Source organism: Nannocystis punicea (assembly GCF_026965555.1).
Lineage (GTDB): Bacteria > Myxococcota_A > Polyangia > Nannocystales > Nannocystaceae > Nannocystis > Nannocystis punicea.
Window position 1 is genome coordinate 202,574 of the sequence record NZ_CP114040.1, and the last position, 25,416, is coordinate 227,989.

21 protein-coding genes are annotated in these 25,416 nt (G+C 71.5%); 9 read left to right on the forward strand and 12 right to left on the reverse strand.

The annotated features are described in order from the left end of the window. Nucleotides 1-2 precede the first annotated feature (2 nt). Together O0S08_RS00720 and O0S08_RS00725 are read right to left on the reverse strand one after the other, a co-directional pair. The gene (locus tag O0S08_RS00720; RefSeq protein WP_269036992.1) at nt 3-1,037 is read right to left on the reverse strand and encodes a hypothetical protein; all 1,035 of its coding nucleotides are present in this window, start codon (nt 1,035-1,037) and stop codon (nt 3-5) included. Nucleotides 1,038-1,041: 4 nt separating this feature from the next. Further along, nucleotides 1,042-1,350, reverse strand: a complete 309-nt coding sequence (locus O0S08_RS00725; protein WP_269036993.1) for a hypothetical protein — start codon at nt 1,348-1,350, stop codon at nt 1,042-1,044. 433 nt (nt 1,351-1,783) lie between these two features. Between O0S08_RS00725 and O0S08_RS00730 the strand changes: the two genes are divergently transcribed. The 3 genes from O0S08_RS00730 to O0S08_RS00740 are packed head-to-tail and all read left to right on the forward strand — an operon-like array spanning nt 1,784 to nt 4,666. Then, nucleotides 1,784-2,629: an OmpA family protein gene (locus tag O0S08_RS00730; RefSeq protein WP_269036994.1), complete on the forward strand. Its 846-nt coding sequence runs from the start codon at nt 1,784-1,786 to the stop codon at nt 2,627-2,629. Nucleotides 2,630-2,660: 31 nt separating this feature from the next. Beyond that, a complete protein-coding gene (locus O0S08_RS00735; protein ID WP_269036995.1) occupies nt 2,661-3,620 on the forward strand; it encodes a tetratricopeptide repeat protein in 960 nt (319 codons plus the stop codon). Continuing rightward, entirely contained in the window at nt 3,617-4,666 is a 1,050-nt protein-coding gene (locus O0S08_RS00740) for a DNA adenine methylase (RefSeq protein ID WP_269036996.1), read from the forward strand. Before O0S08_RS00735 ends, O0S08_RS00740 begins: the two co-directional genes overlap by 4 nt. Before the next feature lie 142 nt (nt 4,667-4,808). On the opposite strand, the gene O0S08_RS00745 is transcribed toward O0S08_RS00740, so the two are convergent. After that, nucleotides 4,809-5,939: a hypothetical protein gene (locus tag O0S08_RS00745; RefSeq protein ID WP_269036997.1), complete on the reverse strand. Its 1,131-nt coding sequence runs from the start codon at nt 5,937-5,939 to the stop codon at nt 4,809-4,811. Nucleotides 5,940-6,137: 198 nt separating this feature from the next. Between O0S08_RS00745 and ileS the strand changes: the two genes are divergently transcribed. Continuing rightward, complete coding sequence (gene ileS, locus O0S08_RS00750; protein ID WP_269036998.1) at nt 6,138-9,440, forward strand: isoleucine--tRNA ligase; 3,303 nt, start codon at nt 6,138-6,140, stop codon at nt 9,438-9,440. Between the two features lie 369 nt (nt 9,441-9,809). Here ileS and O0S08_RS00755 read toward each other — a convergent pair whose 3' ends face one another. After that, the gene (locus tag O0S08_RS00755) at nt 9,810-10,661 is read right to left on the reverse strand and encodes a Uma2 family endonuclease (RefSeq protein WP_269036999.1); all 852 of its coding nucleotides are present in this window, start codon (nt 10,659-10,661) and stop codon (nt 9,810-9,812) included. Nucleotides 10,662-10,783: 122 nt separating this feature from the next. On the opposite strand from O0S08_RS00755, the gene hisS reads away from it, so the two are divergent. The 3 genes from hisS to O0S08_RS00770 all read left to right on the forward strand — a co-directional run bounded on the left by hisS (nt 10,784) and on the right by O0S08_RS00770 (nt 15,313). Next, nucleotides 10,784-12,271 carry a histidine--tRNA ligase gene (gene hisS / locus O0S08_RS00760; protein ID WP_269037000.1) on the forward strand — a complete coding sequence of 496 codons (1,488 nt, stop codon included), beginning with the start codon at nt 10,784-10,786 and terminating at the stop codon, nt 12,269-12,271. A 204-nt stretch (nt 12,272-12,475) separates the two neighbouring features. Continuing rightward, the gene (locus O0S08_RS00765; protein WP_269037001.1) at nt 12,476-13,921 is read left to right on the forward strand and encodes a sigma-54-dependent transcriptional regulator; all 1,446 of its coding nucleotides are present in this window, start codon (nt 12,476-12,478) and stop codon (nt 13,919-13,921) included. Between the two features lie 348 nt (nt 13,922-14,269). Further along, complete coding sequence (locus tag O0S08_RS00770; RefSeq protein ID WP_269037002.1) at nt 14,270-15,313, forward strand: ferritin-like domain-containing protein; 1,044 nt, start codon at nt 14,270-14,272, stop codon at nt 15,311-15,313. A 473-nt stretch (nt 15,314-15,786) separates the two neighbouring features. On the opposite strand, the gene O0S08_RS00775 is transcribed toward O0S08_RS00770, so the two are convergent. The 6 genes from O0S08_RS00775 to hisH all read right to left on the reverse strand — a co-directional run bounded on the left by O0S08_RS00775 (nt 15,787) and on the right by hisH (nt 20,359). After that, a complete protein-coding gene (locus O0S08_RS00775; RefSeq protein WP_269037003.1) occupies nt 15,787-16,029 on the reverse strand; it encodes an RNA recognition motif domain-containing protein in 243 nt (80 codons plus the stop codon). A 3-nt stretch (nt 16,030-16,032) separates the two neighbouring features. Further along, complete coding sequence (locus O0S08_RS00780; RefSeq protein WP_269037004.1) at nt 16,033-16,629, reverse strand: glycerol-3-phosphate acyltransferase; 597 nt, start codon at nt 16,627-16,629, stop codon at nt 16,033-16,035. A gap of 783 nt (nt 16,630-17,412) precedes the next feature. After that, on the reverse strand, nt 17,413-18,141 hold the full coding sequence (gene hisIE / locus O0S08_RS00785; RefSeq protein ID WP_269037005.1) for a bifunctional phosphoribosyl-AMP cyclohydrolase/phosphoribosyl-ATP diphosphatase HisIE: 729 nt from the start codon (nt 18,139-18,141) through the stop codon (nt 17,413-17,415). Nucleotides 18,142-18,207: 66 nt separating this feature from the next. Continuing rightward, nucleotides 18,208-19,023, reverse strand: coding sequence for an imidazole glycerol phosphate synthase subunit HisF (gene hisF, locus O0S08_RS00790; RefSeq protein WP_269037006.1), 816 nt, complete (start codon nt 19,021-19,023; stop codon nt 18,208-18,210). Then, on the reverse strand, nt 19,017-19,739 hold the full coding sequence (locus tag O0S08_RS00795; RefSeq protein ID WP_269037008.1) for a 1-(5-phosphoribosyl)-5-[(5-phosphoribosylamino)methylideneamino]imidazole-4-carboxamide isomerase: 723 nt from the start codon (nt 19,737-19,739) through the stop codon (nt 19,017-19,019). Before O0S08_RS00795 ends, hisF begins: the two co-directional genes overlap by 7 nt. Continuing rightward, the gene (gene hisH, locus O0S08_RS00800; RefSeq protein WP_269037009.1) at nt 19,739-20,359 is read right to left on the reverse strand and encodes an imidazole glycerol phosphate synthase subunit HisH; all 621 of its coding nucleotides are present in this window, start codon (nt 20,357-20,359) and stop codon (nt 19,739-19,741) included. The genes O0S08_RS00795 and hisH overlap by 1 nt, the downstream gene beginning before the upstream one ends. 294 nt (nt 20,360-20,653) lie before the next feature. Here hisH and O0S08_RS00805 point away from each other — a divergent pair, with 294 nt between their 5' ends. Together O0S08_RS00805 and O0S08_RS00810 are read left to right on the forward strand one after the other, a co-directional pair. Further along, the gene (locus O0S08_RS00805) at nt 20,654-21,775 is read left to right on the forward strand and encodes a FecR family protein (RefSeq protein WP_269037010.1); all 1,122 of its coding nucleotides are present in this window, start codon (nt 20,654-20,656) and stop codon (nt 21,773-21,775) included. Continuing rightward, a complete protein-coding gene (locus O0S08_RS00810; protein ID WP_269037012.1) occupies nt 21,775-24,039 on the forward strand; it encodes an adenylate/guanylate cyclase domain-containing protein in 2,265 nt (754 codons plus the stop codon). Before O0S08_RS00805 ends, O0S08_RS00810 begins: the two co-directional genes overlap by 1 nt. Before the next feature lie 109 nt (nt 24,040-24,148). On the opposite strand, the gene O0S08_RS00815 is transcribed toward O0S08_RS00810, so the two are convergent. Then, entirely contained in the window at nt 24,149-24,568 is a 420-nt protein-coding gene (locus O0S08_RS00815; protein WP_269037013.1) for an anti-sigma factor family protein, read from the reverse strand. Nucleotides 24,569-24,587: 19 nt separating this feature from the next. Then, on the reverse strand, nt 24,588-25,316 hold the full coding sequence (locus O0S08_RS00820) for a sigma-70 family RNA polymerase sigma factor (protein WP_100792782.1): 729 nt from the start codon (nt 25,314-25,316) through the stop codon (nt 24,588-24,590). Nucleotides 25,317-25,416 lie beyond the last annotated feature (100 nt).

Sequence of the window (25,416 nt, forward strand, 5' to 3'; positions counted from 1 at the left end):
CCCTAACGCTTGCGGTGAGTCGCGCGTTCCAGCGCGGCCGTGAGGGCGGCGCGCTCGTCGACGATCGCCGCCGGCGCGGCCCACCCGGCCGCGACCAGTCCTCCGGGACAGGCGTCGACCGCGTCGATCACGACGTGGCGCTCGATCCCGGTGAAGTTGTGGTGGACGAACACCTCGGCGCGCAGCGGGCGGCCGTGGCCTGTGTCGACGAGCACGGTGCGCTCGGTCCACACGCCCTTGTCGAGCGGCTGGCCGTCGCTCCAAAACCCGGCGATCTGGGCCACGGTGGTGGCCTCGCCGCCGGGGCCGGCGAGCGTGTAGACGCCGTCGAGGCGCTCGCGCCACGACATCGTCGCGCACGGGCGCTCGTGGGCCGCGGCTCCGCCGGCGCCGCTGTCGGGGTCGACGCACGACGAGCGGTTGCAGCGGCCCTCGACCCGGGCGCCGCGCCAGACCTCGCCGACGCGGGCGCGGCGGCCCGGCAGCTGCGGGAAGGCCAGCGCCAGCGCGTCCTCGACCGGGTCCCACGTGCGCTCGTAACAGGCGGCGTCGGGCGAGGCCGGGCCGACCAGCTCGGCCGAGGCGGCCCACTCGCGCAGCAGCTCGCGGCCGGACGACTTGGGCCCGCGGAACATCAGCTGGCCGGCGAAGGGCATGTCCTTGGGGACAGGGCCCTCCGACCATTGCTCTGCGGACATGTCCCGAGAGCCAGAATCAGCGGAGCCGCGCGAAGACTGCAGGCCCCAGCCGAGGACCAGGAGCGACTGGCTGTGCTCCTCCTGGGCGTGGAGGAATTCGGCGAGGCCGGGCGGGAAGGTCTCGTCGATGCGGACGCGGTAGGCGAGGGGGCAGTCCGCGCGCGGGGTGTGCCAGGCGAGGTGGGCGACGGCGCTGGGGGCGTCGGTCAACACCAGGCCGTCGTAGTCGGCGGACAGGTCGACGGGGGTGGCGTCGTCGGCGGGGGCGCAGGCGAGGGCGGCGGCGAGGGTCGCGGGCAGCGCGCCGAGGCCGACGCGGTGGTGCAGGCGCGAGCGCATGGGCTCAGGGGACCAGGAATTGGCCCAGTCGGCGCTGGATCTCGGCCTCCGACATGCCGGCGTCGTCCTCGTCCATGGCGTTGAGCTCGTCGACGATGGCGGCGACCTCGGCGCGGGCGGCCTCCTTGCGGTCGTCGCCGACGAACCCGTGAAATACCGTCTCGCCAGCGGCCGCACGGGCGATCTCTTTGCCGCGGTTGTGTTCGTCGAGGTCCGTGAAGAAGACGAAATGGAAGGCGCGATTATAGTCGGACTCGCGGTAGATCTCGAACATCGTCTTGTTGTCCGAGGCGTGGCTGACCTTGGCGACCATCGCGGCGAACCATGCCAGACGCGGCCCGGAAGCAAAAGCCGGCGGGGCGTGACCTTGGCCGGCCCGTCCATTGGCAGATCCGGCCGCCTGGTGCGGGTTCTGCGACCCTGCGACGGGGCTCGGGCGGGGCCCAGCGCGTGCATCAGCCCGGTGCGCAGGGTCGTCCGCTCGTGCGGTTGACACCCCTCGCACCGCTCGGTATCCCTTTGCCCGCCAGGACGGAAGTTCCGCCGGAAATTTGCTTCCCGGACCCCCACACCCGAGAGTTCGCCCCCGGCACTTCCGTCCCAGCTCGCACGCTCGCCAGGTCACCACGGCCCTTCGGGTCTCCTGGCCTGAACCTCGCACCCCGGCCCTCCTGGCCTGAACCTGTCTCCCCGGCCGAACGGCCTCGAGAAACACCGCCTCCCCGGAGTCGCCCCTCATGCGCGCCATGTTCTCCCGCATCCAACCCCACCTGCTCGCTCTCGGCTTGGGCTTTGTCACGCTCGGCAGCGTGGCCTGCAAGGCGCCGGTCTACCCGGCCTGCAAGAAGGACAAGCACTGCAACGTCGACCTCGACGAGAAGTGCGTCGACAAGCAGTGCCAGAACTGCAAGACCGACGCCGATTGCGCCACCAAGGGGCCGAACGGGACGGCGTGGAAGTGCGCCGATTTCCGCTGCCAGGACCCGGCGCTGGCGGGCACCGGCGGCGGCGAGGGTGTGGGCGCGCCGTGCCAGCAGACGATCGAGTGCACCAACGGCCTCGTGTGCAAGGCCGGCGCCTGCGCCGCCTGCTCCGAGGACTTCGACTGCCAGCCCGGCACCTGCGACATCGGCTCGGGCCGCTGCAACGCGGTCGGCGACGGCTCCGGCTCGGGCGGCTGCCAGACCGACGACCAGTGCGCGATGGACGAGATCTGCAACATGGGCACCTGCGAGTTCTCGGGCAACATGGGCGGCGGCACCAACCCGTGCCCGGATGTCCCGAAGATCTACTTCGGGTTCGACAACCCGAACCCCGAGCCGGCCGACCAGGAGAAGCTCAAGGCGCTGGCCGAGTGCCTCAAGAGCAACCAGGCCCAGCTCATCCTCGAGGCCCACGCCGACTCGCGCGGCACCGAGGAGTACAACATCATGCTCACCGACAAGCGCGGTGTGACGGTCAAGGAGTACCTGCAGAACCTCGGCATCGACCCGTCGCGCATGACCGTCGTGTCCAAGGGCGACCTCGAGGCGACCGGGACCGACGACTCGAGCATGAAGGAAGACCGCCGCGTCGACTTCATCTACCAGTGACCCCCGTCCCCCACGGGACCTGAAGGACTCCATGCTTCAACCGCGCCGCCGACTCCTCGGCGGCCTCGGACGCCCAGGGGCGGTCGCGAGCCTGCTCGCGGCCGCTCTCGTCGCGCCAGGCTGCCTCACCCTCAAGGCCGAACACGACGACCTCGCCAAGAAGGTCGACAAGATCGAGACCCAGACCATCGACCGCAGCAAGGAGCTCGACGAGAAGGTCGTCGAGGCCGACAAGAAGCTCGCCGAGCTGCAGGCCAAGCTCGACCAGGCCGAGTCGCTGCTGCGCGGCAGCCAGGCCGGCATCGGCGTGCGCATGGACATGGTCGAGCAGGACACCCAGCAGCTGCGCGGCGCGACCGAGAACGCCGAACTGGTCGCCTCGTCGACCCAGCAGGCGCTGCTCGAGCTGCGCGCCGACATCGACGAGCGGCTCAAGAAGCTCGAGGAGAAGCTCAACGAGGCGACCAGCATCCCCGAGGGCAAGGACGAGCTGTGGGCCGAGGCCGACCGCCAGCTCCAGCGCAAGAACTTCAAGCAGGCGCGCACCCTGTTCCGCACCTTCATCTCGCGCTACCCGGGCGACCCCAAGCTGCCCGACGCCGACTTCAAGGTGGGCCTCACGTTCTACAGCGAGCGCGACTACAAGAGCGCCCTCGGCATCTTCTACAAGATCATCCAGGACCACGCCGACGCGCCGGTCGTCAGCGACGCGCTCTACTACTCGGGCCTGGGGTTCGCCAAGCTCGGCCAGTGCAAGAACGCGATCGCCTACTTCGAGGCGCTGAACCGGCCCAAGTCGACCGCGCCGGCGCAGTACCAGAAGGCGGCCAAGGACCAGATCGAGCTGCTCAAGAAGGACACCGGCGACCTCTGCTTCGACCGCGAGGACGCCGGAGCCGGCGCCGCCGCCAAGCAGGGCGTGCAGGAGACGCAGAAGCCGGCGGCCAAGGAGCCGGCTCCGGCGCCGGCCAAGACCCCCAAGAAGAAGTGATCAAGTACCTCGGCTCGAAGCGGCTGCTGATCCCGGAGATCTTGCGGGTCATCCGCGGCCTGCCGGAGGTCCGCACGGTCATCGACCTGTTCTCCGGGACATCCAGGGTCGGACACGCGCTCAAGGCCGCCGGCTACCGCGTCCTCTCCAACGACCACAACGCCTACGCCGAGACGCTGGCCCGCTGCTACGTCCAGGCCGACCGCGAGGACGTGCTCGACGACGCCCGCCGCCTGGTCGCCGAGCTCAACGCCCTGCCCGGCGAGCCCGGCTACGTCACCCGCACCTTCTGCGAGGAGGCCCGCTTCTTCCAGCCGAAGAACGGCGCCCGCATCGACGCCATCCGCCGCGCGATCGCCGAGAAGAGCCTGCCCCCCGAGCTCGAGGCCGTGCTCCTCGTCGCCCTCATCGAGGCCGCCGACCGCGTCGACTCGACCACCGGCGTGCAGATGGCCTACCTCAAGTCGTGGGCCGCCCGCGCCCACGGCGACCTCGAGCTACGTGTCCCCGAGGTCCTGTCCCGAGCGACATGGGGAAAAGGCCAGGCACACCGCCTCGACGCGCTCGCCGCCGCCGCCGCGCTCGAGGCCGACCTCGCGTACCTCGACCCGCCCTACAACCAGCACTCGTACCTCGGCAACTACCACGTGTGGGAGACGATCGTCCGTGGCGACGCCCCCGAGGCCTACGGGGTCGCGCGCAAGCGGGTCGACGTCCAGGAGCGCCGCAGCCCCTTCAACGCCCGCACGAAGATCCGCGCGACCATGGAGGCGCTGGTCGACGCAGTGCGCGCGCCGCTGATGGTCGTCTCGTTCAGCGACGAGGGCTACCTGAGCCGCCCCGAGCTGGAGGCGCTGCTGGCCCGCCGCGGCCCGGTGCGCGTGCTGTCGTTCGACTACAAGCGCTACGTCGGCGCCCAGATCGGCATCTACAGCCCGCGCGGCGAGAAGGTCGGCCGCGTCAGCCACCTCCGCAACACCGAGATGCTCTACGTGGTCGGCGAGGGCCGCCACGCCGACGCCGTCGCCGCGCTGCCCGAGCCGTGAGAGCGGCGGTCCCCGAGGACAGCCGACGCGCGCGGCGAGCCGACCCCTGCTCAGGTGCGGCAGCCCTACGGCCTGCCCCTGAGAAAGCGACGAGCGCGCCGCCGGGGCGACGCGCTCGAGTGAACCTGTCCCGAGGAGCAGGTCATTTCAGGCAGCCGCTGCAGACGTCGAGGAGGCCGCGCAGCTCCTCGGTCGGCTCGCCCTCGGACTCCGGCTTCCACATGTCCGGGTCGTCGACGAACGGGATCTTGGTGCAGCCGCCGCTCTCGACGGTGACGTTGAAGCCGGCGCCCGACGGAGCGGCCTCGCTCGGGTAGTTGAACTCGGCGGACGGGGAGTACTCGTCCTCGGTGTTGAGGACGCAGTTGCCGCCGTCGCAGGCCGAGATCTGCGGCTTGCAGTCGTGCGGCTTCATCACCTCGGTGTTCTTCAGCGTGGTGTTCAGCCACACCGTCTCGGGGATGTCGATGGTGATGTTGGCCGCCCACGGCTGCGGCGCGCGGACGATCAGCTGGCCGAACAGGCTGCCGTCGCCGCACTGGCAGTCCTTGGACCAGGCGCCGTCGGGGTAGTTCTCGCAGTCCTCGATGCCGGCGGGCGGACAGGCGGGCGCCGGGGTCAGCTCGCGGCACATCTTGATCTTGGCCCAGCCGGCCTCCATCGCCACGTCACCGTGCGTGCACAGGTTGTCGAGGGTGATGTTGCCGCGGCGCGGGTACGTCTGCTCGGTGATGTTGTCTTCGGTGCTGACGAACAGCTTGCCGCGGTAGCCGGTCGGCAGGTGGACGCGGAAGTCCATGCCGGAGCGCTCGGGCTGCGACTTGCCGTCGTAGTAGACGTAGATCGCGCAGCTGTCCTTCCAGGTGTCCTTCGTGCAGTCGTCGGCGTCGTCCTGCGAGGAGGGCTTGCTCGGGTTGCCGGTGCTGACGTAGGCCCACAGCGACAGCTTGTCGAACGCACCCTCCCGGTCGAGCTCGTCGCCGAACACGTACTTGCGGGTCTCGACGGTGATCGTCTCCTCGGCGTGGTCGAACAGGACCTCGATGTTGCCGCGGTTGGCGAAATTCTCGTCGAACTCCTTGCGACCGATGGTCAGCGTCGTGATCCTGCCGTCGCCGTTCAGCGGGAACGGCAGCGCATCGACTTCCGTCTCCCATTTGCCGACCTGCGGCTTGCGCTCGGCATCTCCACCCGTTTCGGTCGTGGTGGTGCTGTTGTCGCCGCAGCCGGCGGCGAGCGCGGCGACGAGGAAGGCAGGGGTCAAATGTTTCATGGTCATGGTCCGGAGAGGCCTCGCGCGAGGGTGAGAGACAAGTTACCAAGCCGTGAGCGTGACGACAACGTCACGACAGCCTTGCCTGAGACGGGTCCGAAGGCGGTCGGGTTTCACGGCGCGACGGGCGACCTCGCCGTGTGCGCGGCGGGGCTTGACCTGTGGCCGCCGGCGAGCCATGCAGGCATTTCAGGCCGTATGACCGCCCCGAAGCCCGCATCCCCGTTCTTGAGGCCCAATTCGCAGCTCGACCTCCCGCGCCTCGAGCAGGAGATCCTCCAACTTTGGCGCGACGGGGACATCGAGGGCAAGAGTTTGCGCACCACCACGCGCGCGGACGGCTCGGGGCGACCCGCGTTCGTGTTCTACGACGGCCCGCCGTTCGCCACCGGGCTTCCTCACTACGGCCATCTCCTGGCCGGCACGATCAAGGACATCGTGCCGAGGTTCTGGTTCATGCGCGGCCGGAGCGTCGAGCGCCGGTTCGGCTGGGACTGTCACGGCCTGCCGATCGAGAGCCTCGTCGAGGGTGAGCTCGGCCTCCACGGCAAGGCGGAGATCGAGCGCTACGGCGTTCCGCAGTTCAACGCCGCCTGCCGCGCAGGCGTCCTCCGCTTCACCGCCGAATGGGAGAAGGTCGTCGGTCGCATGGGCCGGTGGGTCGACTTCCGCGACGACTACAAGACCATGGACTTCACGTTCATGGAGTCCGTCTGGTGGTGCTTCGGCCAGCTGTGGGACAAAGGCCTCATCTACGAGGGTTATCGCGTCCAGCCGGTCTCGCCGGCGCTGGGGACGCCGCTGTCCAACTTCGAGGTCGCCCAGGGCCCGCAAGAGAAGGACCCGGTGACCCGCAAGGAGGGCCACAAGCGCCGCCAGGACCCGAGCCTCACCGTCCGCTTCCGCCTCGAAGACGAGGACGCGAACTTGTGGGCGTGGACCACGACCCCCTGGACCTTGCCGAGCAACCTGGCGCTCGCGGTGCACCCCGACATCGACTACGTCAAGGTGCGCGTGGTCGACACCGGCGAGGTCGCGTACCTCGAGCCTGGCCGCCTCGCCGATTATCAGGCGCGCGGGCGCGTCGGCGCCACGGAAGAGCTCGCTCGCCTCAAGGGCCAGGACCTGGTCGGCCGGCCCTACGAGCCGCTGCTGCCGTTCTTCGCCGACTTGCGTCAGCGCGCCGATGGCAGCCGCTGGTGCTTCAAGGTGCTCGGCGCGACCTACGTGTCGACCGACAGCGGCACCGGCATCGTCCACCAGGCCCCGGCGTTCGGCGAGGACGACTACCAGGTCGGCCAGGCCAACGGCTTGCCGGTGGTCTGCCCGGTCAACCTCTCGGGCATCTTCGACGACCGCGTCGGCGAGTTCTCCGGCATGTTCGTCAAGGACGCCGACAAGCCGATCGTCGACCGCCTCAAGCGCGAGCACAAGGTCGTCGACCAGGACACGATCGTCCACCCGTACCCGCACTGCTACCGGACCGAGCAGCCGCTGATCTACATGGCGCTGTCGACGTGGTTCATGCGCGTCGAGGGCATGCGCGACGAGCTGGTCGCCAACAACAAGAAGATCCGGTGGGTCCCGGAGCACGTCGGCAGCGGCCGGTTCGGCAACTGGCTCGAGAACGCCCGCGACTGGAACCTCAGCCGCAACCGCTACTGGGGCTCGCCGCTGCCCGTATGGCGCAACGACCATGACCCTTCGGACATGGTCTGCATCCACAGCGTCGCCGAGCTCGAGCGGCTCGCCGGCCTCGCCCCCGGCAGCATCACCGACCTCCACCGCGAGAACGTCGACGGCATCACCTGGCCCGCCGCGGGCGGCGGCACCTATCGCCGGATCTCCGAGGTCTTCGACTGCTGGTTCGAGTCGGGCAGCATGCCCTACTCGCAGAACCACTACCCCTTCGACGCCGACAAGAAGGCCTACGTCGAGGACAACCTGCCGGCCGACTTCATCGCCGAGGGCCTCGACCAGACGCGCGGGTGGTTCTACACCCTGCACGTGCTGTCGACCGCGCTGTTCGGCCGGCCGGCGTTCAAGAACGTCATCGTCAACGGGCTGATCCTCGCCGCCGACGGCAAGAAGATGGCGAAGCGGCTCAAGAACTACCCCGACCCGGGGAAGGTCATCGACAGCTTCGGCGCCGACGCCCTGCGCATCTACCTCATCAACAGCGCGGTGGTCCACGGCGAGCCGATGAAGTTCGGCAAGGACGCCAACGACATCACCGGCGAGTGCGTCAAGGACACGGTCCGCCTGGCCATTCTGCCGCTGTGGAGCGCGTACTACTTCCTCACCACCTACGCGCTGGCCGACGGCTGGACGCCGACGGCCGCCGACCTGGGGCCGCAGGCGCTCGAGCACCCGCTCGACCGCTGGGTCACCTCGCGCGTCGGCGGCTTCCTCGCCAACCTCACCCGCGAGTACGAGGCCTACGAGCTGTCGAACCTGGTCCCGCACTTCCTCGAGATCTGCGACGACCTCAACAACTGGTACATCCGCCGCGGCCGGCGCCGCTACTGGCGCGCCAACAACCCGGCCGACGTCGACAAGCAGCGGGCCTACGCGACGCTGTACCGCGCGCTGGTGACGATCGCGCGGGCGATGGCGCCGGTGATGCCGTTCTTCACCGAGCACCTGTACCAGCGGCTGGTGGTCGACGCGGGCCTGGCCGCGCCGGGCGAGGAGAGCGTGCACTTCACCCGCTTCCCGGAGGCCGACGTGTGGGCCCGCGACGAGGCGCTCGAGCGCGAGGTCGCGGCTCAGCGCCAGATCGTGGGCCTCGGGCTCGGCCTGCGCGAGCGCGAGCGTATCAACGTGCGCCGACCGCTGGCCCGCTTGACGATCGTCCACGAGCGCCCGGAGGAGCTGGCGCGCTACGCCGACCCTGCGGTGCAGGAGGAGCTCAAGGGCGAGCTCAACGTCGAGGAGATCGCGGCCTCGGCCGACGACAGCGCGCTGGTCGAGCTCAGCGCCAAGGCCAACTTCAAGACGCTGGGCAAGCGCCTCGGCGGCAAGATGAAGGCGGTCGCGGCCGCCGTCCAGGGGCTCGACCAGGCGGCGCTGCGCCGCTTCCTCGCCGAGGGCCGCGTCGAGGTCGAGGGCGAGACCCTGGGCGTGGACGACGTCCTGCTCACCCGCACCCCGCGCCCGGGCCTGGTGGTCGCGCACGAGGCCGGCGTGACGGTCGTCCTCGACACCACGCAGACCCCGGCGCTGCGCCGCAAGGGCCTGGCGCGCGAGCTGACCAAGCGCGTGCAGGACCTCCGCCGCGACCACGAGCTCGACATGAACGAGCGGATCGTCGTCACCTTCCGCTGCGGCGGCGAGCTGGCCGCCGCCCTCGCCGACGCCGCTCACGCCGCGGAGATCCGCAGCGAGACCCGCGCCGACGCCCTGCAGGTGGTGGCGCCGGGGACCGAGCTCGCCGGGGAACGTGTGCTCGAGGACACGATCGACGACGAGCACGTCGCCATCACCCTGACGAAGGCGTGAGCCGGTGCGCGGAGCGACCTGGCTGAAAGGTCAGGTCGAGCCGCGCGAGCATCGGCGCGGATGGCCTCGGCCTGGCTGAAAGGTCAGGCGTGGCGCCCTGAGCGCCGGCCGAGTGCGGTCGCCTTGACCTGGCTGATAGGTCAGGTCGAGCCGCCCGCTGCTCGGCGCGGATGCGTCGACATGGCTGAAAGTCATGTGCGGAGCAGGACCGTGAGCGCTGAGTGCGGATGCCGGGGACCGCGGGCTAGCGTCTCGGCGCGGATCTCGTCTGCTTGTCAGGTGCGTTTACACCTCGCGGCATGGAAGTCCCCCCGGAATAGCGACAGTTACCCGGGGTCTGCGGACGGCGGGACTGGGACTGAAAGGGCGTCAGCGGCGCAGAGCTGCGAGCTCGGCGCGCAGGCGCTCGAGCTCGGCCTGCGCTGCATCTGCACGCTCGGCCTCGGTGGCGGCGCGAGCGGCTTCGGCGGCAGCGCGCTCGGCTTCAGTGGCGGCGCGAGCGGCTTCGGCGGCAGCGCGCTCGGCGGCAGCGCGGGCGGCTTCGGCGGCGGCGCGGGCGGCTTCGGCGGCCACGCGTTCGGCGTCCGCGGCGGCGCGCTGGCTGGCCTGGGCGATGCGTTCCTGCGCGGTCGGCCACAGCGACTCGCCCTTGGGCCTGACGCCGAGGCGAAGTTCGTCGTGGGCGCCGCGCACCAGCCACAGGTCGTAGGAGACGAGCTGGATGCGATCGCCGATGGTCGGCCGGCGGACGAGTTGCCCGCACTCGTCGCGGACGAAGTGCGCGAACATTTCACGTTTGCGGCGCGACAGGTGGACCGGATCGTAGCGGACCAGTTCGGCCACCCCGAGGTCCTGGTAGCGCTCGAGGAGGCGGTCGCTGTAGTCCTTTTGATACTCGTCGGACACGATCTCGAGCGCCAGCGTCGGCGCCTTGCCGTCGTGCTCCCAGGTCTTCCAGTTCTTGACCTGGGTCAGGTGAAGCGAGACGCCGTCGAGCACGTAGACGTCCGGCGCGACCACCGAACGCGGGTCGCCCTGTTTGTAATAGAAGAACTGGTTGGCGCCGACGAACACCTCGCGCTCGTCGGTAGCGAAGTAATCCTCCAGGAGATCGAGCAGGAGGTGGATCACGAACGACTGGAGACCGCTCTGGCCCGCATCGTCGCTGACCGGGTAAAAAACTCCGGGCGGCTCGCGCGGCGGGTTCGATTCGGGCGCCACGGCCCTCTTTTTGGCATAAAGCCGCGCTGCGCGCGACGGCCTTGCGCCCGCGGCACAGTCCTGGCATGGCAATGACCCGGGCGAGCCGACCGCTGCGCCCCGACACGCCTCTTCGGACCGCCATGAACGCCCCCAAGATCTCTACCAAGCCGCCGAGCGGCATGCGTGACTTCCTGCCCGCCGACATCGCGCGGCGGCAGCACGTCATCGACGTGGTCCGCCGGATCTACGGCAGCTACGGGTTCGTCCCGCTCGAAACCCCCGCGATCGAGAACCTCAGCACCTTGCTGGGCAAGTACGGCGAGGAAGGGGACCAGCTGCTGTACCGCCTGCTCCACCGGCGCGACGCGCTCCATCGCGGGCTCGAGGCGGGGGCCAAGCTGGTCGCCGGCTTGCCGGAGGACGCGAAGGGGTCGGGGAGCGACGATCCGAACCGCGAGGCGCGGGCCGACGTGCGCCTGTACGAGAGTCAGCTGGCCGACCAGGGCCTGCGCTACGACCTCACCGTCCCGCTGGCCCGCGTCGCCGCGCAGTACGACCTGCCCAAATATTTTAAGCGCTACCAGATCCAGCCGGTGTGGCGCGCCGATCGGCCGGGCAAGGGCCGGTTCCGCGAGTTCTACCAGTGCGACGTCGACGTCACCGGCACCGCCAGCCTGGTCGCGGAGGCCGAGGTGTGCGGCGCGGTCGCGGAGGTCCTGCACGCGCTCGGCTTCACCGACTTCAAGATCCGCGTCAACCACCGCCAGCTGCTGCGGGCGATGATTCACCACGCCGGCATCGACCTCGCCCACGAGGCGGCCGCGCTGGTGGCGATCGACAAGCTCGACAAGCTCGGTCACGGCGGCGTGCTCGAGGAGCTGGCGGCGCGCGGGATCAGCACCGAGACCGCCAACAAGTTGATGATGCTGGTGCTCACCGCCGACGGCGAGCAGCTGTTCGGCTTCGACCTCAACAAGGTCGCGGAGGGGCCGAAGACGCCGATCAAGCGGGTGCGCAAGCAGATCACCGACGAGCGCGGGCTCAAGGCGCTGGACGACCTCGACGAGCTGTTCGACCTGCTGGCGGCGACGCCGGCCGGGCCGCACGTCCAGGTCAGCCTCGACCTCGCGCGCGGGCTCGGCTACTACACCGGCTCGATCTTCGAGATCGCAGTGCCCGACCTCGCCGGCAGCCTCGGCGGCGGCGGGCGCTACGATAACCTCGTCGGCATGTTCGGCAAGAAGCAGGTGCCCGCGGTCGGCTTCTCGCTCGGGCTCGAGCGGATCCTCGTGGTCATGGAGGAGCGCGGCATGTTCCCCAACCTGTCCATCGGGCCAGATGCCCTGCTGTGCTGGATGGAGGGCACTCCGCGGGCCGAGGTGCTGCGCGTCGCGCATACGCTGCGGCGTCAGGGCATCAAGGTCGAGGTCTTCCCGGAGGACGCCAAGCTCGGCAAGCAGCTGCAGTACGCCGACGCGCCGGGCGTGAAGGCGCCGGTGGCGGCGATCGTCGGCGGCGAGGAGCTCAAGGCCGGGCAGGTCACGCTCAAGCACCTGGCGAGCGGCACGCAGGAGCGGGTCGCGCTCGAGGGCGCGGGCGAGGCGGTGCGCGCGTTGATGCGCCAGTGAGCGCGGCGAGCGGCCGATCGTGCGGCGCGAACGAGCGGGGCACGGACGCGCGGTGAGTGAGGCGAGCCGGGTGCAGCAAAACAGACGGAGAAGGGCTCGCTGCGGGCGCCGCGCACTTCGACGTGTGGCGATCGCAGGGGGCCGTCGCGGGCGCCTTCGTGGCCGGGGCGAGGCCGCCGCCGGCGGTGCTAGGATCGTGCCGGCATGAGCGAGACCACGGGCCTGGGCGGCACGATCCTCGTCATCGACGACGAGCGCAACATCCGTCGCACGCTCCGCATGGTGCTCGAGGGCGAGGGCGCCACGGTGCTCGACGCCGACAGCGCGGAGGAGGGCCTGGAGATGATCCAGCGCGCCCTCGTCGAGGGCCCCGAGGGGCAGCGGCCGATCCAGGTCGTGATGGTCGACGTCTGCCTGCCCAACATGTCGGGCCTCCAGCTGCTCGAGAAGTTGTGCGAGATCGGCGGCGGCGCCCCGCCGCTGCCCGTCATCCTGATCAGCGGTCACGCGACCGTCACCGACGCCGTGCGGGCGACGAGGCTCGGCGCGTTCGACTTCTTCGAGAAGCCGCTCGCGCGCGACCGCGTGATCGTCAGCGTGCGCAACGCCCTGCGTCACTACCAGACCGAGGCCGAGCTGCGCAGCCTGCGGGCGCGGGCGCGGCGGGAGATCATCGGCGAGTCGCGGCCGATGCAGGAGCTGCTGCGGCAGGTGATCAAGGTCGGCGGCACGCGGGCGCGGGTGCTGATCGAGGGCGAGAGCGGGACCGGCAAGGAGCTGGTGGCGCGGGCGATCCACGACGCCAGCGAGCGGCGGGCGGGGGCGTTCGTGAAGGTCAACTGCGCCGCGATCCCGCGCGAGCTGATCGAGAGCGAGCTGTTCGGCCACGAGCGCGGGTCGTTCACCGGCGCGACCGCGCAGAAGCGCGGCCTGTTCGAGCTGGCCCACGGCGGGACCCTGTTCCTCGACGAGATCGGCGACATGGACCTGAACGCGCAGGCGAAGGTGTTGCGCGTGCTGCAGAGCGGCGAGCTGATGCGCGTCGGTGGCGAGCGGCCGATCAAGGTCGACGTGCGTGTGCTCGCGGCGACCCACCGCAACCTGCGCGAGCTCGTCGGCACCGGCGAGTTCCGCGAGGACCTGTACTTCCGCCTCGCGGTGGTGCCGATCTCGGTGCCGCCGCTGCGCGAGCGCCCCGGCGACGTCGCGCTGCTGTGCCGCTACTACCTCGACCTCGCCTGCCACGAGAACGGCATCGCGCCCAAGCGGATGTCGCCGGCGGCCCAGGCCGTGCTCGAGGCGTACCCGTGGCCGGGCAATGTCCGCGAGCTGCGCAACGTGATGGAGCGGATCGCCATCCTGTCCGACGGGGACATCGAGATCGGCGACGTGCCGCTGGAGATCCGCGGCGACCTGGAAGAAGAGGCGGCGGCGCCGGTCGGCGGCGATGCGGTGGTCCAGTTCGGCGAGGGAGCTGTCCCTCCGGGCATGTCCCTCAAGGCATTTCGTGATTCGGTCGAGCGCGCGTTCATCCTCCAGCGCCTGAGCGAGCAGAACTGGAACGTGTCGAAGACCGCCGAGACGCTCGACGTCGAGCGCACGCACCTTCATAAAAAGATGAAGCTCCTCGGCATCGCCCGCGGCGGTTGATGCGTGGGGCGTGGTGACCGGGCTGCGATGCTCGGCCACATCGTGCGTCCTGAGGCGCGGCCCGGTGTGACGGCCATGTCATGCCTGCACTGTTGGAGCGGGTGAGAGTTGCATCCGGGCAGCCGGTGGAGCGGGGGCGTCCCGGGCCTTTGCAGAGGGAGCAAGCACGCGGAGCGCAACATCGAGAGAGCGTTCGACCGCGAGAGAGAAACCTTGGAGGAGCCGAGCCGGTCAATTCATCTGCAGTGTGTTGAAAGGAAAATAGGCTTACCCATGAACTCCTTTAATCGCTTATCCCTGTCTCTTGCCGCGCTGTTTTCGAGCCTGCTGTCCGGTTGTGGCGACAGCATGGGCACCTGCCAAGGCGCCCAGTATGCTCCGAAGGTCGAGCTGACCCCCGAGGAGTACGCCGAGTTTCAGCGGAACAATCCCTTCTATCCGGACGACGGGTCCCATCCGACCACGTCGGCCGGCGAGAGCACGACGGACGCGAGCACCGGCACGACGGATGGGGACGCGAGCACGACGGACGCGAGCACCGACACGACGGATGGGGACGCGAGCACCGACACGACGGATGGAGACGAGAGCACGACCGGGGGCGAGCTGCTGTCCGAAGCAGAGACCTGCGAGCTGGTGTGCCAGTACATGGTCGACGAGTACGAAAAGCCGCAGGCCTGCGAGGTCACCAAGGCGGCGAACAAGGTGATCGTCGAGTGCGCGTATCCGGCCACTTGCGGGGGGCGGCGCCACGCTTGCGTGACCTCGTGGGGCGAGCGGGCGGAGGCCGACCCGGCCGGGGCCTGGCTGGCGCGCGCGGCTCACGACGAGGCGGCCTCGGTCCACGCGTTCCACGAGCTGGCGCGCGAGCTGGCGGCCTGGGGCGCGCCGGCCGAGCTGTTGGCGCGCATCGACGCCGCCGCGGCCGACGAGGTGCGGCACGCCGAGGTCGTGGCGAACGCGGCTCGGGTCCGCGGGGCCGAGGTCACGCCGCCGACCCACGTGGCGCTGGCGGTGCGCGAGCTGCAGGCGATCGCGGTCGAGAACGCGGTCGAGGGCTGCGTGCGCGAGACCTGGGCCGCCCTGGCGGCCGCGCATCAGGCTCGCTTCGCCGCCGAGCCCGAGCTGCGAGCGATGTACGCCGAGATCGCCGCCGACGAGGCGCGCCACGCCGAGCTGGCGTGGGCGATCGACGCCTGGCTCATGGGACAGCTCGACGCCGCCGGCCGCGAAGCGGTGGCGACCGCCCGTCGCGCGGCGATCGCCGAGCTGCTCGCGTCGCTGGCCGGGTTCGAGGAGCCCGCGCTGCACACCCTCGGCCTGCCGCCGGCGGTCGCGGCTGTCCGCCTGTGCGGCGAGCTCGACGCGGCGTTGTGGTCCCGGGCGGCTTGACGCTCGCGGCGAGGTCACGGTCGGTCTCAGCAGTCCGATCCGCGGGCCCTCGGCCTGGCGCCGGCGGTCGCGGCTGTCCGCCTGTGCGGCGAGCTCGACGCGGCGCTGTGGTCCCGGGCGGCTTGACGCTCGCGGCGAGGTCACGGTCGGTCTCAGCAGTCCGATCCGCGGGCCCTCGGCCTGGCGCCCATGCGGCGAGCTCGGAGCGGTGTTGGGTCCCGCGGACTGACGCTCGCGGCGAGGCCAGGGTCGGCCTCGCGCGAGCTCGGACTGGCCGGAGCGGCAGCGTTCGCGGCGGCCGTCACGCCTCGTCCTGTCCTCGCCGGGTCCTCTGTCGCGGCTTCCGCGGCGAGGAAGGGTCATCATCGGGCCGGGCTCGTTCGCCCTCGCGCATGACCTTATGAGCATGTACTCGGAACCATGCCCCATCAGACATGCTCCAAGGAGCATGTCGAATAGAACATCTCCGAAGGTCAAATGGCGAACTCGACGCGCAGGCGGTGGCCGGCGAAGGTCGAGCCGTCGAGGGCGCGACGGGCCCCGTGGGCGGCGGCCTCGTCGGCGAAGGTGACGTAGGCGATGACGAGCTCGCGGCGGGGGATCAGGCGGACGTCGTCGATGACGCCGAAGTGGCCCCAGGCCTCGCGCAGCGCTTCGGGGGAGGCCGAGGGGGGCAAGCCTCCGATGTAGAGCGTGCGGGTCTTGGGGGCGGGCATAAGTCAGGACGAGGCTCTGCGCGAGCGGGACAGCTCGCGGAGGTTGCCGCGATGCCGGACCCAGATCAGGGCGGCGATCGCGACGACCAACCCTTTGTAGGCCGGCGGCGCGTCGGTGATCAAGATGTGGAGCGCCGCAGCGTTCACGGCCGTGAGCGAGCCGATCGCAGACACGCGGGTGAGGGCGAGGGTCTGCACGTAGACGACCGCGGCCATGAGTCCGGCGAGCGGCACCAAGGCAGAGAACACCCCGAGCGCGCAGGCGACACCCTTGCCGCCGCGGAACCCGAGATAGACGGGGAAGATGTGGCCGAGGGTCGCCGCAAGACCGACCCAGGCGAGCGCCGACGGCGAGTCCGGAAGGTCGCCCAGGCCGGAGTCCATGGCCATGCGGACGGGCAGGTAGGCCTTGAAGACGTCGAGCAAGAAGACGACGAGGCCCCACTTCGCGCCGAGCACCCGCGACGCATTGGTCGCGCCGATGTTGCCGGAGCCGAGCTGCCGGATGTCGACTCCGCGCAAATATCCGACCACCACGCCCATCGGGATCGCAGCGATGAGGTAGGCGAAGAGACACCACCCGAGGACGCTCAGAGCCATGGCGCGCCCAGCATATCCGCTCTCCGCCGCGCCGTCCCGGTGCCGCGGCCCGACCCGTGGGGGCCGTCGACGGCGTGCCGCCCGAGCTGCGCCCTCCTCGCGCCGCGCCCGGCGGACACCTGCGTCGTGGGTGCCCGCCGGCGAGCCGCTCGCAAGCGCCGAGGTCGCCGCGTGGTCGCTTCGCGCGTGCCCGTCGCCGTGGACCGCTCACGCTCGCCGAGGTCATCGCACGGGTCTTCGTGAGTGTCCCGGCGAGCCCGCTCGCGCTCGCCGAGGTCGCTGCGCGGGCGGCTCGTGGGTGCCCCGTCCGGCCAGCCCGCTCGCGCTCGCCGAGGCCGTCGCGGCGATCCCTTCGCTGCCGCTGTCGACGGCTCCCGGTCGCGCTCGCCGGTCCTCGCGCCGGTAGCCTCGCGGCCGTCGCCGGCGAGCCCGGTCGCGCTCACCCAGGTCCCCGCGCGAGCGCCTGCCTGCCGCCGGCGAGGCCGGTCGCGCTCGGCGAGGTCGTCGCGGCGGTCACTTCGCGGCTGCGGTCGACGGGCCCACTTGCGCTCGCGGGGGGTCGCCGCGCCGGAGGCTCCCCGGCTGCTGCCGTCGGCGAGCCCGCTCGCGCTCGACAAGGTCGGCGCGCCGCCGAGGTCACCGTTGTCGTCGGCGAGCTCGCGCTCGCCGGGAGGCCCGCCTCATCGCGCGCGGGTGTCTGCGAATTTTTCGCGACACAGCAGACTCTTCGCGCGCGAAGCCGGCGTCCGGCCTGTCCGGCGGACACGTGCCTGGCCGTCGGTGTCAGCCCGACGGCGCGCGATCGTCCGGCTCGCCGGCCCGGGCGGGTACGCGGGCCGCCTTCTCGTCGAGGCCGCTGCGGCCCATGCGGCGCGCGAGCTCGGCGGCGACGTCGGCCAGCGGGACGTCGCGGTGGGCCAGGCCGACGAGGGCGTGGAACAGCAGGTCGGCGGCCTCGCGGGCGATGTGGCCGCGGTCGTCCTCGGCCAGCGCCTCGGCGAGCTCGCCGGCCTCCTCGTCGAGCTTGGCGGCGATCTTCGGCACCCCCGCGGCGAGGAGGTCGCGGACGTAGCTCTTGCCGTCGCGGTTCGTCATCCCGCGCCCGGCCTTGCGCTCGCAGATCTCGGCGAACAGCTGCTCGAACACCGCGCTCGGCCGCGGCGCCGGCGGCTCGCCGACGGGGCGGAAGAAGCAGCTCGGCGCGCCGGTGTGACAGGTCGGCCCGCGCGGGGCGGCGCGGACCAGCAGCGCGTCGGCGTCGCAGTCGACGTACAGGCCGCGCAGCTCGAGGGTGTGCCCCGAGGTCTCGCCCTTCTCCCACAGCTGCTGCCGGCTGCGGCTCCAGAACGTCACGCGCCCGCTGGCCAGGGTGCGCGCCAGCGCCTCGGCGTTCATGTGGCCGAGCATCAGCACCTCGCCGGTGTCCACGTGCTGGACCACGGCGGCGACCAGGCCGTCGGGGCCTGGCGTCAGCGCCGACCACAGGGCGGCGGGGTCTGTCGGGAGGGACATGTCCGTGACGACAGGTGCGGAGGAGCAGGTCCTCGCGGACATGCCCTCGCGGGCATGTCCGTTCGGTCAGCCGGTGATGAGCACCCCGCGCGGCGCCTCGTGGGGGCGGACGGGGATGCCGTGGTCGGCCAGGTAGTGCTTGGCCTGGGCGATGGTGTAGAGGCCGAAGTGGAAGATCGACGCGGCGAGGGCGGCGTCGGCGGCGCCCTCCTTGGGGTCGAGGCCCTGGCGCAGGTGCTCGAGCGAGCCGACGCCGCCGGAGGCGATCACCGGGATCGGCACGCGCCGGCTGACCTCGCGGGTGATCGCCAGGTCGTAGCCGTCGCGGGTCCCGTCCTTGTCCATCGAGGTCAGCAAGATCTCCCCGGCGCCGAGCGCGGCGGCCTGCTCGCACCACGACAGCGCGTCGAGGCCGGTCGAGCGGGTGCCGCCGTGGATCACGACCTCGTACAGCGGGTCGGTCTCGCCGGGCAGCGGCTTCAGCTGGCGCACGTCGACGGCGACGACGATGCACTGGCTGCCGTAGCGGTCGGCGAGCTGGCGGATGAGGAGCGGGTTGGCGACGGCGGCGCTGTTGACGGCGACCTTGTCGGCGCCGGCGCCGAGCAGGCGGCGGACGTCGGCCTCGCGGCGGACCCCGCCGCCGACGGTCAGCGGCGTGAAGATCTGCCCGGCCACGCGGCGGACGACGTCGACGAAGGTGTCACGCCCCTCGGTGGTCGCGGTGATGTCGAGGAGGCACAGCTCGTCGGCGCCTTGCGTGTCGTAGGCGCGCGCGGCCTCGACGGGGTCGCCCGTGTCGCGCAGGTTGGCGAAATGGACGCCCTTGACGACCCGGCCGTTCTTGATATCGAGGCAGGGGATCACACGGCGCTTCAACATCGAGCGAGGGCCTCCTCCAACGTAAAGCTACCTTCGTAGAGCGCGCGCCCGAGGACCACCGCGCGCACGTCGGCGGCGCGCAGGGCGTCGAGATCGGCGAGCGAGCCGACGCCGCCGCTGGCGATCACGAGGACGCTGGGGACGGCGCGTTGCAGGCTGATGGTGGCGTCGACGGCCGGCCCGCACTGCAGGCCGTCGCGGGCGATGTCGGTGTGCAGCAGCGCTGCTGCGCCCCAGATCGCCGCGGTCTTGGCGAGCGCGAGCGCGGGCACGGCGGTCGGCTCTTGCCAGCCCGCGAGGGCGACCAGGCCGTCGCGGGCGTCGATGGCGACGATGATGCGGCCGGGGTGTTGCCGGCACAGCAGCGACACCGCGTCGGGGTCGCGGACGGCGAGGGTGCCGACGACGACGTAGTCGGCGCCGGTATCGAGCACGGCGATCACCGCGGCCGGGTCGCGCAGGCCGCCGCCGACCTCGACCTCGGCGCCGCCCTCGTGGGCGATGTCGACGAGCTGGCGGATGAGGTCGGTCTGGACCGGGCGGCCGGCGAAGGCGCCGTCGAGGTCGACGATGTGGACGCGCCGGGCCCCCGCGGCCAGGAAGTCGCGCAGGGCGCCGCGCGGGTCGTCCGCGTAGACCGTGGCCTGTCGCGGGTCGCCCTCGCGCAGGCGCACCGCCTTGCCGCCCATCAGGTCGATGGCGGGGATCGCCAGCATCAGGCGCGGCCTCCGAGGATGAAGCTGCGGAGGAACCGAAGCCCCGACCACTGGCTCTTCTCGGGGTGGAACTGACAGCCGAACACGTTGCCGCGGGCGATGGTGGCCGGGAATTCGACGCTGCCGTAGCGGCACCACCACATCACCAGGCTCGGGTCCGTGGTCTCGACGTAGTAGCTGTGGGCGAAGTAGAAGTGCTCGCCGGTCGGCTGCACGTCGCTCCAGCCCATGTGGGGGATCTTCAGGCGCGCCGCGTCGGGCTCGTCGCCGGCCCGCATGTCGCTCGGGAACCGGCGCACGCGGCCCGGCAGGACCTTGAGGCCGTCGAAGCCGCCGGACTCCTCGCTGGTCTCGAACAGCAGCTGCATGCCGAGGCAGATGCCGAGGAACGGGTCGCCGCGCTCGATGACCATGCGCAGGGCCGCGCCCATGGCCCCGTCGACCAGCGCCCGGGTGGTCGGGCCGAACGAGCCCTGACCGGGGAACACGACCATGCGCGCGGTGGCGACGCGGTCGGGGTCGCTGGAGACGATCACCGAGGCGCCGACCTGGATGAGCGCGTGTTCGACGCTGTCCAGGTTCCCGAGCTGACTGTCGACCAGGATGACTTCGCGCGGCATGAGGGAACAGCGGGTTTTTATCACAGGTCCGCTCAGATCCAGCGCGGCTTTTACGTGACACGGTACGTAACCGCGTACCGGGCCCGCAGCGCGAAGAACTCGAAATGTCAAGCGCTGAATTCGTGGTCACGCGCGCTCGCACGGCGAAAGTGGGCGGGGCCGCGCGCGAGCCCGGTGGGTTCGGCTGTCCTCGCGGACATCCGCGGGCCGTGGCCGCGCAAAGGGGCCGGATTTTCGTGGTATAGCCGCGTTCGACCGGCAGGAGGCACCATGCGCGTCGCGGCTCGTCGAGGCATGTGGAGGGTTCTCGTGGCGCTGCTGCTGGCAGCATGCGGCGAGCCGGGCACCCGCGCGGCGACGGGCCCGGCGCCGGTGGTCGACCCGGCCGCAGAGGTGGCGCTCCTGGCCGTGGTCGAGGGCACCGTGACCGTCCGCGACGCCCAGGGGGTCGAGACGCCCGGGCGCCCCGAGCTGTCGCTGCGCCGCGGCGACACCGTGATCACCACGCCCGGCGCGCTGGCGGTGGTGGTGCTGGCCAACGGCTACGTGATCAAGCTGGAAGACGACCAGTCGACCCCGGTCCGCGCCCTGGCCCACCTCGACGACCCGCCGCCGGCCGAGAGCGTGGCCGAATTGTTCGAGAAGGCCCTCGGCGCCGAGGACTTCGCCCGCGTCGGCGGGGCCGACCGGCTCGAGCGGATCGCCGGCTGGAACGCCCGCAGGGCCTCGGGGGAGACCCCGGCCCCGGTCGCCAAGCTGGACGACCCGCCGGCCCCCGTGAAGTCCGCCGAGCCCGCGAAGGCCGAGGAGGCCGACAGGGCGCCCGAGCAGCCCGACGCCCCGCTGACGGACTCCAAGCGCGGGATCGGCGAGCTCGACGGCGACGGGCCCAAGGCCGACCCCAAGAGCGTCGGCAAGCAAGGCCGCGGCACGACGCCGCTGCCCGGCAAGAAGACCGACGACGTCGCCGGTCCGTCCGACCCGATCGCGCCGCCGCCCTCGCAGAAGCCGGTCGACGACGACGAGAAGAAGGCGTCGACGTCGAAGAAGAGCAGCGAGCCGCCGCCGCCCAGCCAGGGCGTGCCCCCGCCGGGCGGCGCGCCGGAGCCGGAGAGCTCGTCGTCCGCGGCCGACCTGGCCGACTCGTGGATCTTCGAGACAGGTCCGGAAACCCAGGTGACGCGGACCAGCCTGCCCGAGGCCCTCAAGTCGCGGCGCCAGGCGCTGGCGCAGTGCGTCGTCGATGCGCTGCCCGGCGTCGCGGCGCCCGAGCTGCGGCTCAAGGTCGCGGGCGGGGTCGTGAAGGAGGTCGCGCTCGGCGGCGGCAAGTCGGCGCCCGCGTGCGCCCGCGTGCTGCTGAACCAGCGCCTGGCCGGGGTGGGCGACGGCTGGGTGATCGTGCGCGTAAGGCGGTGATGCGCGGCGCCCCGGCGAACCCCTCCTCGGCCTCGCGCCGCCGGCGGGCCCTGTCGCGCTCGCCGGCGCTGCTGGCCGCGCTGATCAGCGTGGCGATCGCCCTGTTGTGCGCCCTGGAGCGCACGAGCTGGCGGATCGGCTGGGTCGACGCCCTCGAGCGGACCAGCCTCGACCAGCGGTTCCGCTGGCGCGGGCCGATCGCCACCACCGGAGAGGTCGTGATCGTGGCGATCGACGACGACACGCTCGAGCGCCGGCCCGAGCTGTACGAGCGCCGCGCCGGCACCGCCGCGCTGGTGCGCGCGATCGCGGCGGCCCGGCCGGCGGCGATCGGCATCGACCAGGTCTACGTCGACCCCGAGGAGGTGCTGTCGCCGGGGCTCGGTCGACGCATCAAGGAACATGTTGCAAGAAACATGTTCTTCAAACCAGGTACGAAAGGACAGGCCGACGCGCTGCTGCAGGAGGTCGCGCGCGAGCTGATGGGCGACGCCGAGCTGGCCGACGCGGTCGAGGCGGCGGGCAACGTGGCGCTGGCCATTCACCTGACCCAAGAGGCAGGTGAGGGGCGGCCGCTGCCCGAGCCGGCGAGCCTGCGGCACGGCCGCTACGGCCAGCAGGACGCGCGCTCGCCCCCGACCCGGATCGCCGAGACCGGGCTGGTGTCGCTGCCGGAGCTGGTGTCCCGGGCCCGGGCGCTCGGCGGGATCACCGTCGAGGAGGAGAGCGACCGCGCGGTGCGGACGATCCCGGCGGCCTGGCGGGTCGGCGACGCCGCCTACGCGCCGCTGGCGGTCCAGCTGGTGGCCCTGCGCGACGGCCTGGGGCGCGCCGAGCTGGCGTTCCTCGGCGGCGAGTCGAGCCTGCAGATCGGCGCACGCCGGGTCCCGCTCGGCGCGGACGAGGCGGTCGTGCTCAACTTCCGCGGCGGCGGCGGCACCTTCACCACGGTGTCGGCGGTCGACGTCGTCGACGGCCGCGCCGACGAGCTCCTGCGCGGCAAGATCGTCCTCCTCGGCGTGACCTACTTCGGCCACGACGTCGTCCGCACCCCGTTCGCCCGCGACCTCCCCGGGGTCGAGCTGCAGGCCACCGCGGTCGACACGATCCTCGCCGGCGACACGCTGGTCCGCAGCTCGGCCCTGACCGACGCCCTGGTCACGCTCGCGTCTGGCTTTTTGGTCAGCTTGCTGTTCGCGGCGGTCCTGCGCGCCGGGCCGCTCGCGCGCATCGCCGGGGTGCTGGCGGTGGTCGGCCTCGACGTCGCCGCGGCCTGGCTGGCGTTCACCCGCGCCAACCTGTGGCTGGCGCTGGTGTGGCCGCTGCTCGCCGCGGTGGTGGCCGGCTCGGCGGCGCTGGCGGCCGCCTACGCCGGCGAGGCGCTGCAGCGGGCGCGGCTGCGGCGGACCTTCTCGAGCTACCTCGGGGCCGAGGTGCTCGACGAGCTGCTCGCCGACCCGACCGCGCTCGGCCTCGGCGGGGCGCGGCGCGAGCTGACGGTGCTGTTCTCGGACATCCGCGACTTCACCAGCGTGGCCGAGCGGCTGTCGCCCGAGGACCTGGTCGCGCTGCTGAACACGTTCCTCACGCCGATGACGCAGGAGGTGATGACGCGCGCCGGCTACCTCGACAAGTACATCGGCGACGCGATCATGGCGGTGTTCGGCGCCCCGGTGGCCCGCACCGACCACGCCGAGCGCGGCCTCGCCACCGCGCTGGCGATGCACGCCGCGCTCGCCCGCCTGCGGCCGAGCCTGCGCCAGTTCGGGACCGAGGCGCTGCAGATCGGCGTCGGCATCAACACCGGCGAGATGGTGGTCGGCAACATGGGCTCGGCCGACCGCTTCGACTACACGGTGTGCGGCGACGCGGTGAACCTGGCGTCGCGCCTCGAGGGCTTGACGAAGACGTACGGGGTGTTCTGCCTGGTCGGCGCGAGCACCCGCGCGGCCGCGCCCGCGAGCTACCAGTTCCGGGAGATCGACCTGGTCCGCGTGAAGGGCAAGGGCCGGCCGGTGGCGATCTTCGAGCTGCTCGCCGGACCCGGCGGGGCGGTCGCCAGCTACGCGGCGCTCGACCGCTGGGGCGCGGCGCTGGCGGCCTTCCGCGCCGGCGAATTTTTAAAAGCGCGCGCGGAGTGGCAGGCGTTCCAGGCCGAGAACCCGGACGACCCGGTGGTGCGGCTGCACCTCGGGCGGCTCGCCGAGCTCGGCGAACAGGCCCCGCCCGACTGGGACGGCGTGGTCGTGTTCACGCACAAGTGAGCGCGCTCGAGCCGGCCGCACTTGCTCCGGCGCACGTCCGGCGACGCCGGCGTGAAGTCAAGGACATGTCCTTGGGGGCCTGTCCGGAAGACCAGGCGCACCTGAGATGTCAAGGCGCGGCGGGCTTCGCCTCGGGCTGCTTGGCCTGCTGCACCGTCGGGTCGCGCTCGAGCTTGCGGCCGGCGACGTCGTTGTCGAGGTGGAGCATCATGTAGACGACGGCGACGGCGAGGATGACGAGGACGTTGATGATCTGGAACGGCAGGCTGAGGGCGATGAGGTACTCGCCGCGCAGCCAGCGGCGGCGGCGGATCTTCTTCGCCACCTTCTCGTAGAAGTCGGGCGGGGCCTGCTCCTCGGGCAGGCCCTTGACCAGCCGCAGCATGCTCTGCAGGCCGGACAGCTCCTTCTGCGCCTCGGGCGAGCTGGCGAGCATCGCCTCGAGCTTGCTCTTGCCCTCGGCGTCGAGCTCCTCGTCGAGGTAGGCGCTCATCAGCGCCTCGGCGTTGTCGGTCTCGGGCTTGGCCATACGAACGATCCTCGGCGCGTCAGCGCATGAAGGGCTCCAGGCGCTCCTTCAGCGCCAGGCGCGCCCGGTGCAGGCGCGACTTGAGCGTGCCCTCCTGCAGGCCGGTGATCTTGATGATGTCCTGGTACGACATGCCTTGCACGTCGCGCAGCACGATGAGCAGGCGATGGTCGGGATCGAGGGCGGCGAGCTCGCGCTGGACGATCTTCTCCATGCGCATGCCCTCGGTCACGGCTTCGGGGCCCGGCACCTGGCTCTGGAAGGTGATGACCGCGCCGGTCTCGGCGGCCGGCATCTGCGCCTGCGGCGTCTCGTCGATGTCGAGGCTGCGGTGGAAGTTGCGGCCCTTGAGGTACTTGATCCGGTTCTTGCAGGTGTTGGTGGCGACCCGGTAGAGCCAGGTGTAGAAGCGACCCTCGCCGCGGTAGTTGCCGATCGCGCGGTAGACGATGATGAACACCTCCTGCGCGAGATCTTCGGCCTCCTGGCGGTTGCCGATCATGCGCAGCATGAGGCCGAAGATCCGGTTCTGATAGGTGTGCACCAGCTCGCGGAACGCGGCCTCGTCGCCTTGCTTGAGGCGGCGGACCAGCTGGCGATCGCGGCGGTCCTGCTCGGCGCGCCGGGCGTTCTCGGCCCGCTGCTCCGGCGTCAGCGTCTCGTCGGGAGCCGGCGCCGGCTCGGGCTCGTCGGGCGGGGCGGCAGCGGCGAGCTCCTCGGCGCTGTACACTCGCTCGGGGTCGGTCACGCGACTCACTGTCGTCCAGACCGCGGGGCCGGGGCAAGGTTCCTGTGCGGATGACGGTCGCGGGCACGTCCGCGCGCGCGGGCGGGTCGGGCGCGGGCAA